We start from the raw sequence: 14,142 nt of genomic DNA, 5'->3' as shown, positions 1-14,142 counted from the left end.
CACTAAAATAAGCAGAGCTTTCAATCTTAGTACAGTGTAAAGAAAAAATGCACATCGCAGAAGTTGCGATGTGCATTTAAAAGCTAACTAGCGCTTGAATCGTTAGAGTTAAGTTCTACTTTGAGACTTAAGCCTGTTCGCCTTCAGCTTGCTGTGCTTGGTTCTGTAGGTAGTTCATGAACAAAGCATCAAAGTTTACTGGTGCTAGGTTCAGTTGTGGGAACGTACCTTTAACTACTAGGCTAGAAATTGTTTCACGAGCGTACGGGAATAGGATGTTCGGGCAGAATGCACCTAGGCAATGAGCCAGTTGACCAGCTTCCATTTCGCTTGCAGAGAAGATACCGCCTTGCTGAACTTCACAAAGGAATGCTGTGTCTTCTGCGTTCTTAACTGTAACCGTTAGACGTAGAATTACTTCGTACACGCCTTCGCCAAGTTCACGGCTTTGAGTGTCTAGGTCCAGCTTTACATCTGGGTTCCACTCTTTTTGAAACATGTCTGGAGAGTTTGGCGCTTCGAAAGATACATCTTTTAAGAAGATGCGTTGGATTGCGAAGTTTTGTTGTGCGTCTTGTTGTGCTGCTTCAGCCATTTTCTTGTCCTTAAAAATTTAAATTAGGTTTTGTTCGTCATATCTGCCGGACAAAACCTTAAAGTCATACTCGTGTAATCAGGTCAGCTTACTGCTTGTCGTTAACGGTTTAATACCTTTAACTACTTTTTGCCTTTAACTAAAGGAAGGTTAGCTTCGCTCCAAGCCACTAAGCCGTTTTTCAATACGCTTACGTTTTCGAAACCTGCTTTAACCAGCAAGTTCGCGCTTTCTTGAGCGGTTTGACCTGTCTTGCATACTACGATGATTGGGTCTGCTTTGCGGCTTTCAAGGCTACCAAAGTTATTTGCTTTGATGTCTGACGGCAAAATGTGAACTGCGTCCGTAATATGGCCCTTTTTGAACTCATCCTTAGTACGAATATCAACCACGACACCGTTTTCACGGTTAATCATCTGTGTGGTTTGCGCTGCCGTGATCTCTTTGTAGGCTGCATTTGATGTTTTGATTACGTTCGCAATGATGGCAACAACCAAGCCGATCCATACGATGGCTAAAATCATATTCTCTTGAACAAATGGAACTAACTCTTGCATATCTTGAACTCTTATTCGTTATTGGGCGAAAAACTATAGGGTAGGAGTATAGCGAGGTTTTAGTCTTGGTGTATAGACTAAGCTTAACGCCCTTCATTTTACGTGACTCACGAGCACTGTGATAGTTTGCCTCTTGCATCTTGAAATGTGATAATTACTGAGTTTTTCAACATAGCTCGTGGTCTGCGTAGTGTGGTTTCGCAAATAACCAAGGGCGGTAGCTTACTTTAGTTTTTAATAGGCTAACACTTTTTGTATCTTATCTAAGACTGAAAATAGCAAAGGCTTGACTTTTATTTGTTGTGATGAGTTTACAATGTGAAGCTGAGTAAGAGAGTTTGATAGTTCCGTGTGTCGTGATTTACAAGACTTATGAGTTGTGCTTGCATCTAAATGCTCCTCAAGTGAAGAGCATTTAGACGCAAGCACAATTGAGTTGGGAAACGGATATGTCGCTGGCTATGAACTATGAGGTGGACTCAGCTTAAGTGATTTGTTTCTAAATTGATTTGTCGTTAATTACTCCTATGTTTATGGGGTTGAGGTGGAAGTTTGCGGGTAGCATTGATAACAGCTAGAGGTGGTTCTAAAGGATTACCAAGGAAAAACATTCTTAAATTAAATGGAATGCCACTCATTGGATGGACAATTAAAGCAGCACAAGAGTGTGAATCTATTGACCTTGTCTATGTATCTACAGAGGACGCTGAAATAGCAGAAGTGAGTAGGAGTTTTGGGGCGGAGATTATCCCTAGACCCGAGCTGTTAGCGACAGATTCCGCAACTAGTGAATCTGTTATCGAGCATGCAATCTCATGGTTAGAAAGCATGAATGTTGATACGCAACAAATAGTTCTCTTACAGCCTACTTCACCACTAAGAACAAGTGCCCATCTTAACGAGGCGTTGGAGATTTTGTCTAATTCGAATGCAGATTGTATTATTAGTGTGTTTGAACCGACACATACTCCAATTAAAGCTTATATTCAAAGTGAGAATGGATTCATTACTGGTCTTTACAGTAAGAAAGCCCCTTATATGCGTAGGCAAGACTTACCTAAAGCATATCAGCCTAATGGTGCAATTTATGCTTTTCACAAAGAAGCGTTTCAAGAGTTTAATCAAATACCGAGAGATAAGGTATTGCCGTATGTTATGTCTGAGTTAGAATCTGAAGATATTGATACAATTGATGATTTTTTGAAAGTAGAACAAATTTTAAAGGAAAAAATTAATGCATAATCCTGTATTCGAAATCGCTGGACGTAAAGTTGGGCTTGAACATTCTCCATTGGTAATCGCGGAAATTGGTATTAACCATGAAGGCTCACTGAAAGTTGCATTTGAAATGGTTGATGCGGCAATTTCTGGCGGAGCTGAAGTAATAAAGCACCAAACTCATGTAGTAGAAGATGAAATGAGTGAAGAGGCAAAGTCGGTAATACCAGGGAATGCTGACGTCTCAATTTATGAAATAATGGAACGATGCTCACTTAATGAAGCCGATGAGACGAAACTGAAAGAATATGTAGAGTCTAAAGGTGCAATATTCATTAGTACTCCATTTTCACGGGCAGCTGCCGAACGTTTGGAAAGAATGGGTGTACCAGCATATAAAATTGGTTCTGGGGAATGTAACAACTACCCTCTTCTAGACCTTATTGCTAGCTACGGCAAACCTGTTATTTTGAGTACAGGGATGAATGATATTCCTTCTATTCAGAAAGCTGTAGATATTTTTAGGAAGCATGAAACACCATTCTGCTTACTGCATACAACTAACCTGTATCCAACACCAGATCACTTGATTCGTATTGGGGCTATGGAGCAACTACAAGAAGCATTTCCGGATGCTGTTGTAGGTTTATCTGATCATAGTATTGATAACCTTGCTTGTTTAGGTGCGGTAGCTTGCGGAGCTTCAGTTCTAGAACGACACTTTACAGATAGTAAATCTAGACCTGGTCCGGATATTTGTTGCTCTATGGATGCAGAAGAGTGTCGAGAGCTTATTGAACAGTCAGCTCGAATGGCAAAAATGCGTGGTGGTAAGAAGGAAGCAGCTAAAGAAGAACAAGTTACAATTGACTTTGCTTACGCTAGTGTTGTTTCGATTGAAGAAATTAAAGCTGGGGAAGAGTTGACTCGAGATAACCTTTGGGTGAAGCGCCCGGGTACCGGTGACTTTTTAGCAGATGATTATGAATCGCTATTGGGTAAGAAGGCTTCGGTCGATATTGCAAAGGATATTCAGATCAAAAAATCGGACATCGTTTAAATGAAAAAAATAGTCTTTTTAACTGGGACTCGAGCTGACTTTGGAAAACTGAAATCGCTTATAGATAAAGTAGAACAGTCAAAAGAGTTTCATCCTCACATTTTTGTAACTGGTATGCATATGCTGAAAAAGTATGGCTTTACAGTGCAGGAGGTTGAAAAGTGTGGTTTTTCGAATGTATACAAGTATATCAATCAACATTCTGAAGACACAATGGATGTTGTTTTAGCTAAGACTATTTCTGGGCTTTCAGATTATGTTAAGGAAGTCGAGCCCGACATGATCGTTGTACATGGCGATCGCGTAGAGGCAATGGCTGGTGCGATAGTTGGAAGCTTAAACAATATCCTTGTATCTCATATTGAGGGGGGCGAAGTCTCAGGAACAATTGATGAGTTGATTCGACATAGTGTCAGTAAAATGTCACACCTTCACTATGTTTCAAATGAAACTGCTAAAAGTCGTTTGGTTCAGTTAGGTGAATCAGAAAAATCAATTCACGTGATAGGTTCTCCTGATTTAGACATTATGTCTTCCGGAAATTTACCTGACTTTGCTGATGTTCTCAGACATTACGATATTCCATTTAATGACTATGGTGTTTTGATGTATCATCCAGTTACGACTGAGGTGGAACAATTAAAAGAGAATATAACACAAGTCGTTGATGCCATTATTGAATCTGGGAAAAACTTTGTTGTAATATTCCCTAATAATGATCATGGTACAGATATCATTATTAATGAATACGATCGATTCAAGAGCTTAGATAGAATTAAAGTATTTCCTAGTGTTCGCTTTGAGTCATTTTTAACTTTATTGAAGCACGCCAAAATAGTGATTGGTAACTCGAGTGCAGGCGTCAGAGAAGCTCCATTTTATGGTATTCCTTCACTAGATATTGGTACGCGACAGAAAGATCGAGCAACTGCAGAATCAATTATTAATGTTGATAACACTTCAAAAGAAATACTTGATGCTTTGAATCGAGAATACTCAAATCAGTATGCTGCATATCGTGAGTTTGGTTCTGGAGATAGTGATAAGCTATTTACTGAATCTATTTCTAACCCTAAGCTTTGGGAAACGGCTAAACAAAAGGTGTTTGTAGATTTCAATGATTAGCAAAACACTGAAAGCAGATGTAGTTGTTCTTGGCTCTGGGCCTGCAGGATACACTGCTGCGTTTCGTTGTGCGGATTTAGGGTTAAAAACAACGCTCATTGAATCAGGTGACTCATTGGGCGGTGTTTGTTTAAATGTGGGATGTATTCCTTCTAAGACGTTACTTCATATCGCGAAATCTATAAAACTAGCAGAAGCTGCGTCTGGAATTGGTGTAAGTTTTAAAAAAAAATCTATAGACCTTTCAAAAATTCGTAACAAAAGATACAACGTGGTTAAAAAACTTTCTGATGGCCTTAAATCATTGGCCTCTTTACGAAATATAACAATCGTCAAAGGTCACGGAAAGTTTAATTGCCCAAACTCTATTCTAGTTGATAGTGGCAGTGAAATAATCAAGATAAATTTTGACTATGCTATTGTAGCTACGGGATCAAAACCGAGTGAAATTATTTCAGCGCCATATAACGATTCTAGGATATGGACTTCAACGGATGCTTTAGAGTTAAAAAGTATACCTGATAAATTTCTTATTATCGGGGCTGGAGTAATAGGGCTTGAATTAGGAACAATTTATCAATCATTGGGTTCAAAAGTTGACATAATCGAATCTAGCGATCAAATTATACCTACAATTGATAATGATATTGCCAAAATATACACTCGTTCTGTCAAAAAAGAACTCAATATAAAGTTTAATACACAAGCTACTTCATTCTTTCCGAGAAAAGATGGAATTCACGTTGTGATGAATTCCGAAGGTAATGAAGCCACTAAATGCTATGATGCAGTTTTAATTGCTATTGGCCGAACTCCGAATAGTGAGAATATAGGCACTGAACTTGCTGGTATTTCAACTGATAAGTATGGATATATTATTAGTGATTCTCAAAAGAGAACAAGTAAATCAAATATATATGCTATCGGTGATGTAATCGGTGGTCCTATGCTTGCTCATAAAGGTATTTTTGAAGGCCGTTATGTCGCAGAAGTGATTGCAGACCAACGCAAAAATATACCGAATTCCCATATTCCAGCAATCGCGTATACCATACCAGAGATCGCTTGGGTTGGTTATTCAGAAAAAAATATTCCTGAGCATGTTAATTATGAAGTGGTTAAACTTCCTTTTAGCGCATTAGGGAAGGCTTATACAGTAAATGATACTCGTGGGCTAAGCAAAATGATTGTCGACACAGATAACCATCAAGTTTTGGGCTTCGGATTTGTTGGTCAAGGATGTGATGAAATTTTAGGGCAAGCTACGCTGATAGTTAATAATTCTTTAAAAGTTATGGATATTATTAAATTTATTCAGCCACATCCAAATTTATCAGAAGTTTTTCAATTGCTCTCTGAACTCTATCTTGGGCGAGCGACAAGTGTTCCTAATTTTAAGGTAATGTGATGGAACCAATAATGTTTCATTATTTCCACGATGATGGTAATAAGTATAAAAAAGTAGATGGCTCATTAAGCTTTGAAGATCTTGAAGCCATAATTCTTAATGATGAATATAAAGTCCTAGATTTTGATGTTTGGTTGAATAAGTTTTTTTCAGATTCTTTAGCCGAAAACGAAACTTGTTTAACATTTGATGATGGAATTAAAGAACAATATGATGTAGCTGTTAAAGTTCTCGATAAGCATAATGTTCAGGGACTTTTTGGATTTTGCTCTATGTATTTTAATGGTGATCAAGATAGTTTTGAAATATATCGATATTACAGGAACTATTTTTTCGAAAAAATAGACGATTACTATGACGCATACTTCTCATTTTTGTTGAATAATGAACACTATAAAAACTTATATTTGTTAACGATTGATAATGTTAACTTTGATGAATATTTATCTCATGCGACGTTTTATTCTACCCAAGACCGAAAATTTCGATATTTTAGAGATATAGTTTTTAGAGACGAACATGTAAAAATCATGGATAAGATGATAGAGCAATCAGGGATTAATGTTAATGAAATGGCTGAACGGTTATGGATTTCTCAAGAAGAATTGTCTGAAATAAGCAAAAATCATGTAATTGCTATACATTCCCATGAACATCCAACAACAATTGATTCTTGGAGCTATGAAGAACAGCTATTAAGTTATTCCATTAACAAAAAAATATTAGAAGAAAACATAGGAAGAACTATTGATTGTAGTGTTTACCCATGTGGGAAGTACAATGAAAATACACAATTGGTTCTTGAGTCGCTAGGTATTCGTGCTGGATTTATTGCCAGTCAAACACAGCCTATTGACTCCAATTTCCCTTTTTTGATTCCCAGAATTGACAGTACAGATTTTTGTAAATTAATAGGCATTAAATAATGAGAAAAGAAATCTTAAAAGAAGCATTGCTCATAAGAAGAACAGAAGAGAAGCTGTTAGAGCTCTTTGGTCAAGGGCAATTAAATGGCACAGTTCATACTTGTATTGGTGAGGAGCTATCTGCTATTGCGTTTGCTGGCCAATTGTCTAAAGATGACTTTATTTTCTCAAATCACCGTTGCCACGGACATTATTTAGCGTATACCAAAGATACTAAAGGGCTGCTCGCAGAGTTGATGGGGCGAAAAGAAGGCACTTGTTCGGGGGTTGGCAGCAGTCAACATCTTTGTGAAGGCAATTTTTTTTCAAATGGTATACAAGGTGGAATTGTTCCAGTAGCCGCTGGTATGGCATTAGCTAATAAACTAAAGAAAAATAATAGAATTGGTACCGTGTTTATCGGTGATGGGACCTTAGGACAAGGTGTCATTTATGAAGCAATGAATATGGCTGGCAAGTGGGGACTACCACTAGTTATCGTGTGCGAGGATAATGGTTATGCGCAGACTACAGTAAAAGAAGATAGTTTTGCTGGCGATTTGAAATCTCGTGCAGAAGGCTTTGGACTTGAATATCGAAGTGGTAACACATGGGAATTTGAAAAGTTAATTTCTGACGCAAAGGTTGCATATGATGAGGTTCGAAAAACTAATCAGCCAATCTTTTTCCATGTAAAAACTTATCGCTTAGCACCTCACTCTAAAGGAGATGACACTAGAGAAGTATCTGAAGTTGAGAAATACGCGAAGTTAGATCCTATCAATATTTGTCAAGAAAATGACCCGAAGCTATTTCAAGAAGAACTAGATGCGGTTGATCGACAGATCGATGAAATCTTGAATGAGATCTCCAAAAATGAATTGTCATTGGAGGAATACTCTGAAATTTCGGAACCAGGTTTTATTGAGCCTGCCAAGTGGACTGATATTGAACCTAGTTCAAAGCGAATGGTTGACCGTTTGAATTTGACCATTAAAGAAATAATGGCCAATGAGCGTTCTGTATTTATTGGAGAAGACGTACTGTCACCGTACGGAGGCGCATTTAAAGTAGCTAAAGATTTATCTGTTGACTTCCCTGAAAGAGTATTAAGTACACCTATTAGCGAAGCTGGGTTAGTTGGAGTATCAAACGGGTTAGCACTATCAGGGATGAAGCCATATGCTGAGATTATGTTTGGCGATTTCGTTCTACTCGCTTTGGATCAAATAGTGAATCATGCGTCTAAATTCTATCATATGTATAACAAACAGATTACGTGCCCGTTAGTTATACGCACTCCAATGGGGGGGGGGAGAGGTTATGGTCCAACTCATTCTCAGACGTTAGATAAGTTTCTAATAGGAATTGATAATGTTAAAACCGTTGCACTAAACAAATTTTTGGATCCCAAGTATATTTATGACTCTGTTGATAAAGAAATTCACCCAGTAATCGTAATTGAAAATAAAGTTGATTATGGTTCTACATTATTGACAAAACCAAAACTAGGATTCAGTTACCAACAATCAGATAGTCAATATCCAGTAGTAAAAATTTCACCTAAAGGCATGTCCCCAGATATTACAATCGTGTCTTATGGCGGTGCAGCTTCGATTGCTGAAAGCGTTATCCATGAACTATTTACTGAATATGATATTGCGGCTGAGGTTATTATACCTTCACAGCTATCTCCATTAGACATATCGGAAATTATAGAATCAGCTAAGCTAACAAACGCAGTATATATTTTGGAAGAAGGTTCTTTAATTGGAGGCTTTGGCAGTGAAGTATCTTCGGCAATTCATGAATCTTGTGAAAATGTTAGAACAAAACGCATAGGCTCGTTGCCAATCCCAATCCCGTCGGTGAAGAATTTAGAAGCTAGTGCATTACTGAATTCTAATCAAGTTATCCAGACAATAATTAAAGGTGAAAAGTAATGTCGTTATTAGCGGAAATTTTAACACCGACAGAAGTGATTAATGATACTTTTGTTGTTGTCCAAGATATCGAATGCTCAACTGGAGAGTATATTGAGGAAGGTGCAGATTTCATTAGCCTCGAGACATCTAAATCAATCGTCTCTGTTTCAGCACCAGTTTGTGGCTATATTGAGTTACTATGTAAGGAAGATGATGAAGTTGAAGTCGGTTCAATCATTGCTAGAATATGGAGCGATGAGAGTTTCTCAAGTAATGATAATAAGAATGAAATTGAATCACTTGAATCGAATGTAATTGAGGCTGTCGAGGATGTTATTATCTCTAAAGCAGCAAACCAATTGATAAATGAGCACGGTATCTCTATCAGTGAAGTAAAGCACAAAGGATTAATAAATGAGAATCTTGTGTTGCAGCATTTACTATCTCTTAGTAAGGAACCAATGAATTTAGATATAATTGATCGAAACTTAAAAGCTAGTCATGAAAATATTTTATTTGTTGGTACTGGTCTTCATGCAAATACATTACATACCATTCTTAATAATCAATTAAACGAAAGAAGAAATTTGGTTGGTATAATAACGCATGATAAAAAATTAGTTGGTGCAGCTGTCAATGGTATAGAAGTTATAGCTACCGAAGATCAGTTGAGTCTAATGAGCCTACAATCTTTGCATACGAAAGGAGTGAAGATTGCGATAGGTTATAGCTTTAAAGACAAACGAGTATGCAAATCTAGACAGAAACTGATAAACCTCATTAATGAGTCAGGTATTGAAGCCGTTAACATAGTTCATCGTTCAGCTATGATTGAGCCAACTGCAAATATCGGAGAAGGGACTCAGGTAGCGCAAGGTGCAATTATTGGAAACAATGTGAAATTAGGTAAAGGCGTGATTATTAACTCTGGTGCTATTGTGAGTCATGATTGTACAATCGGAGATAACACTCATATTGCTCCAGGAGCAGTTCTTGGTGGTAATGTGAAGATTGGAGATAATTGCTTAGTTGGTATGAACTCTACACTTTTTGCTGACTTTTCGTTAGATAGTGATAGCTTTGTTGCTAATATGTCGAATTTGACAAGTAAAAATGGTTAATTTCATAAATTTATTTTAAAGGAAGCCGAGTTATATCGGCTTTATTATTGATGAATATTAAAAAGTTTACTTATCTGGTTTTTTTGAAATCTAGATTAAACATAAAGTCTGAAATGAGTCAGAATCGACTTAATTATTTATGGTTGGTTATTGAACCGTTGTTATTCATGATGGTTTATTATGTTGTATTTGGAATATTTTTAAAAAAGGGTACAGATAACTTTGCTGCTTATCTATTGACTGGATTAGTACCATGGTTATGGTTTCAAAGAGCCGTTTCTCGTTCTTCGCTATCGATAGTTAAAGGTAAAGGGCTATCTTCTCAAATAGCTATTTCGAAAAGCTTCTTTGTTTTTGTAACGTGTACCCAGGAAGCTTTCCAGCAATGTGTTTCGTTCTTACTACTATTTTCAATGCTAATCTTCTCTGGATATTTCCCTGACTTTCATTGGTCTTGGGTGATATTGCTGTTAGGCGTTCAAATGCTATTTGTTAGTGCTTGTTCGCTGATATCTGCATATATAACCACCTTTTTTAGAGATTTTAATATGCTAATCCCTAGTGGGATGCGTGTACTTATGTACATAAGTGGAGTTGTTTATCCAATATCTAAGATCCCTGAAGAATATCATTGGTTCTTTGATTACAATCCTATTGCTATTTTAGTAAATATGTATAGAGATGTTTTGATTTTTAAATCTTCTCCTTCATTTATGTCAATGTTAATTTTATCTTTAACATCTACTGCCCTGATATTATTTACCTTTTTACTGTTTAAAAATAATGATGAGAAGCTTACTCGAGAAATTATGAGGTAATTATGACTTGTTTGATTGAGTTGAATAAAGTTTCAGTGCGTTATAAGTTAAAAAGAAAAATGAAGGGTTCGGATTACTATCAACCACTAAAAGATATTAGTTTTGATGTTATTAAGGGTGAAACGCTAGGCATAATTGGTAGAAATGGCACAGGTAAATCAACACTACTAAAGTTACTATCAAAGATATATTCTCCAGATAGTGGGAGTATTAAGTATCAGAAAAATTTGTCAGTAAGTTTACTTACCTTGCAAGCTGGATTTGATTTAGAATTATCTGGTTACGATAATATATTATTCACATCACTACTACTTGGCTTTGAACAAAAAGAAGTAGTAAATAACATTGATAAAATAATAGAATTCTCTGAGCTTGAAGATTTTATATATCAGCCAGTTAAAACATATTCAAGTGGTATGAGATCTAAACTAGGCTTTTCAATAGCAGTTCAAATGAAGCCCGACGTATTGTTAATTGATGAGGCATTAAGTGTTGGCGATGCTAAGTTTAGGAAAAAAGCCGAATCGGTTATGGTAGAGAAAATTAATAGCGATCAAACCGTAGTATTTGTCAGTCACTCAGCAAATCAAATTAAGAGATTATGCGATAGAGTTATTTGGATTGATGATGGAGTAGTTCGTCAGATCGGTGATGCAGATAAAGTAATTTATGAATATGAAAAATAAAGTAATAATTGTAGGGTGTAGAGATTTAAAAGTTATAACAAGTTATTTGTTATATAGGTATCTTAATGATGACTATGACGTGACATGTTGTATCACTCTAAATGCAGGGGAAACTAAAGATTCAGAACAGATAGAATACTTTAGAAATCAATGTGAGGTGTTATTTAGTTGCGTTAATTTTGAGTATGTTGACTTTTTAAGCATGACTAATAAAGGGAATTTGGATATAGAAATTGGTCATTATGATGAAGTGTGGGCTCAAAATGGCTCAATTACAAAACTATTTAAAAATGTTAATCATAATATAAAAACTAGAATAATTTTTGATGGATTAGCTAATTTAAATAGCCAGAGGTACGCAGATACAATAAACGATTTTGATCATTGTTATTTTTTGCCACTTCATCCACCTCTCGTCAACTATAGACACTCTAAAAATATAACTTGGTTTGATGATAGCTTTGTAAAAACTACAATATCTGAGATTAGGTCAAAGTTAAAAGTCGAACCGAAACAGATTGAAGATAATTCAGTTATTTTTCTTTTCACTTCAATTCCATTTTTCGATCAGGGAGAATATCTAAATATTCAATCTAAAGTTATTGAAGAGATAATACGTAAAGGGATAAACGTATACTTTAAAGATCGAGGTGAAAATTTTTATAAATGTATTTTTAATCGTCTCCCAATTGACTGCCGGGATAAATTTTTATTGTTTCACGATGGGTGGACTCAATTTGAGATTTGTGAGACAGATAGAGACTTTCTTGGGGTTATATCTCTATCTTCTACAGCAATGTTTACGTATGAGCGCTATTTTAATATTCCAGGCTATACATTCCCTTTAAAGTTGGAATCGGTATATAGAAAAAGAAATCCTTGGCGTAATTTTATTTGCAGAAGCTTCTATTTTGTTTCTATGTATAAATCTGACTATAGAGATTTGATAAAGGTAGATAGAAATGAAGAAGAATATATAATTAACTATGCTAGTTTTTTTTGTGATAAGGCTAGGTCCAAGCAACCGAGAAAAAGAACAATTATTCAAAGGCTTAGTGCAACAAGGAATCGATTTAATATGGCTAAACTGAAGAGGAAGCTGTTTGACTTTCTTTATGCTATTGAATTAAATTTCAAACCAATAGATGTTTTGTTTGTAGACTCTATAAATATGAGAAACTTAGATATATACTTCTTAGGTTATTTTCATGACGAAAGTAAACTTAGATATAAATATCACGTACTATCTAATGATTTTTTAAATAAAGTAAAGTTCTTAATCTTATCAAAGCTGTCGAAGGTTGTTGTTACTAGTATTAATAATAGGAATTTCATCGATAGTAATAAAAATATAAACCATATTCAGTTATGGCATGCCCCTGGGGCATTTAAGAAAATTGTTGTTAAAGGATCTGGGTATTTTGTTTCATCATCAAAGAGTATAGAACACATCATACATCGTAATTTTTCAGTGAGGAAGGATGTCGTTAGCTTAGGTTGTGTCTCTACGGATGAATATTTTGATGTATCGAAGGTCGAAGAATGTAAGCATGATTTTTTTAGGCGTAACCAGAGTCTTATAGGGAAAAAAATATATTTATATTGTCCTACTTATCGTAAAGGATTAGGTGGCCCTGAGTTATTTACTGGATTAGACTGGAGTAGTTTGTCCAGTTCTCTGCAAAACGATGAAGTTATTATTTACAAACATCACCCTAGTATAATTAACCGCTTAGACAGAGGGGAATGTTGCACCGACGTGACCAGTTTTGATAATATTATTGATATGAGCAGGGAATCTCTATTTTCATTAAATTGTGTGGCAGATGTCGTCGCAACAGATTATTCTTCTATTATTTTTTATGCTATCTTAATGGATTTACCTGTTTTATCTATCGCAAGTGATGTTGATACTTACCAAAATCAATTTTTATTCGATTTTCGTTCAGATTTTCCTGGAGATATAGTTGAATCTAGCTGTATAACTGCAGTTTTAGATTCTTTCCGTAACAAAAGAAAACGGGATAATTATTATTCGTTTAAGGATTATCATTTATCAGCTTGTGACGGCAATAGTAAGTTAAGAGTTAAGCAATTTATAGAAAGCATTGTAGAAGAAAGGAACTAGTGTTGTGGATATTGGTGTAATTATACTTTCAGCAGGAAAGGGTTCGCGATTTGGTGGCCGGAAACAAGAGCTGAAGCTTGATGGAAAAATGCTGTGGCAAGTGGTTCTAGATAAAGCTCTAGAGTTAGTTGGTAGAGACGCCATAATTGTCGTTGGTGAGGATTTACCAGGTGGAGAGACCCGTACTGAATCTGTAAGAATTGGTTTGTCAAAGTTACCTGAATCGATAAAACGAGTCGTGATTTTGGAGGCTGCTCGCCCTTTGATTAAAGTTGAACAGATAAATGCTTTGATGGAGAATGCCTATTCATCAGTATCTTTCTATAACGAACTGGTTGATACAGTGATCTCTAAAAATGGGGATTACCTAAACCGTGAGATGTACTGTAACCTTCAGACACCTCAGTCATTCGACTACAAGCTGTTGAAAGAAGCTTATGATAGTGGAAACTTTGTCGATATGACTGATGAAACCCGAGTAATGTTTGAGTTTCATGGTATCAGGCCTCAATTGCTACTGGGTGGTGCAAATCTTTTAAAAGTCACTTATAAAAATGATTATCATACAATTTTGAAGATGTTAGAAGAGGAATAGA

At 35.9% G+C, this 14,142-nt stretch carries 13 protein-coding genes; 11 read left to right on the top strand and 2 right to left on the bottom strand.

Features of this window, described 5'->3' with window-relative positions:
• Nucleotides 1–127: 127 nt before the first annotated feature.
• Entirely contained in the window at nucleotides 128–595 is a 468-nt protein-coding gene (secB, locus tag ATB74_RS18295) for a protein-export chaperone SecB (RefSeq protein ID WP_009847959.1), read from the bottom strand.
• Between the two features lie 122 nt (nucleotides 596–717).
• Nucleotides 718–1,152, bottom strand: a complete 435-nt coding sequence (locus ATB74_RS18290) for a rhodanese-like domain-containing protein (RefSeq protein WP_061019384.1) — start codon at nucleotides 1,150–1,152, stop codon at nucleotides 718–720.
• Between the two features lie 552 nt (nucleotides 1,153–1,704).
• Here ATB74_RS18290 and ATB74_RS18285 point away from each other — a divergent pair.
• From ATB74_RS18285 to ATB74_RS18235, 11 genes are all read left to right on the top strand, one after another.
• Nucleotides 1,705–2,394, top strand: coding sequence for a cytidylyltransferase domain-containing protein (locus ATB74_RS18285; RefSeq protein WP_061019383.1), 690 nt, complete (start codon nucleotides 1,705–1,707; stop codon nucleotides 2,392–2,394).
• Entirely contained in the window at nucleotides 2,387–3,430 is a 1,044-nt protein-coding gene (locus ATB74_RS18280) for an N-acetylneuraminate synthase family protein (protein WP_061019382.1), read from the top strand. Before ATB74_RS18285 ends, ATB74_RS18280 begins: the two co-directional genes overlap by 8 nt.
• Complete coding sequence (neuC, locus tag ATB74_RS18275; RefSeq protein WP_061019381.1) at nucleotides 3,431–4,555, top strand: UDP-N-acetylglucosamine 2-epimerase; 1,125 nt, start codon at nucleotides 3,431–3,433, stop codon at nucleotides 4,553–4,555.
• On the top strand, nucleotides 4,548–5,963 hold the full coding sequence (gene lpdA / locus ATB74_RS18270) for a dihydrolipoyl dehydrogenase (protein ID WP_244270927.1): 1,416 nt from the start codon (nucleotides 4,548–4,550) through the stop codon (nucleotides 5,961–5,963). Before neuC ends, lpdA begins: the two co-directional genes overlap by 8 nt.
• Nucleotides 5,963–6,889, top strand: coding sequence for a polysaccharide deacetylase family protein (locus tag ATB74_RS18265; protein ID WP_061019380.1), 927 nt, complete (start codon nucleotides 5,963–5,965; stop codon nucleotides 6,887–6,889). Before lpdA ends, ATB74_RS18265 begins: the two co-directional genes overlap by 1 nt.
• A complete protein-coding gene (locus tag ATB74_RS18260) occupies nucleotides 6,889–8,811 on the top strand; it encodes a dehydrogenase E1 component subunit alpha/beta (protein ID WP_061019379.1) in 1,923 nt (640 codons plus the stop codon). The genes ATB74_RS18265 and ATB74_RS18260 overlap by 1 nt, the downstream gene beginning before the upstream one ends.
• Entirely contained in the window at nucleotides 8,811–9,914 is a 1,104-nt protein-coding gene (locus tag ATB74_RS18255; protein WP_061019378.1) for a biotin/lipoyl-containing protein, read from the top strand. Before ATB74_RS18260 ends, ATB74_RS18255 begins: the two co-directional genes overlap by 1 nt.
• A gap of 113 nt (nucleotides 9,915–10,027) precedes the next feature.
• Complete coding sequence (locus tag ATB74_RS18250; protein WP_179946928.1) at nucleotides 10,028–10,732, top strand: ABC transporter permease; 705 nt, start codon at nucleotides 10,028–10,030, stop codon at nucleotides 10,730–10,732.
• 2 nt (nucleotides 10,733–10,734) lie between these two features.
• Nucleotides 10,735–11,418: an ABC transporter ATP-binding protein gene (locus ATB74_RS18245; protein ID WP_061019376.1), complete on the top strand. Its 684-nt coding sequence runs from the start codon at nucleotides 10,735–10,737 to the stop codon at nucleotides 11,416–11,418.
• A complete protein-coding gene (locus tag ATB74_RS18240; protein ID WP_179946927.1) occupies nucleotides 11,408–13,546 on the top strand; it encodes a CDP-glycerol glycerophosphotransferase family protein in 2,139 nt (712 codons plus the stop codon). Before ATB74_RS18245 ends, ATB74_RS18240 begins: the two co-directional genes overlap by 11 nt.
• Nucleotides 13,547–13,550: 4 nt before the next feature.
• Nucleotides 13,551–14,141, top strand: coding sequence for an IspD/TarI family cytidylyltransferase (locus ATB74_RS18235; protein ID WP_061019374.1), 591 nt, complete (start codon nucleotides 13,551–13,553; stop codon nucleotides 14,139–14,141).
• Nucleotide 14,142: the final 1 nt, after the last annotated feature.

Origin of the sequence: Vibrio splendidus (assembly GCF_001557875.1) — a bacterium.
Taxonomy (GTDB): Bacteria; Pseudomonadota; Gammaproteobacteria; order Enterobacterales; family Vibrionaceae; genus Vibrio; species Vibrio splendidus_F.
The sequence above is the reverse complement of the archived record's forward strand: the minus strand, read 5'-3'. Positions and strand labels throughout refer to the sequence as shown.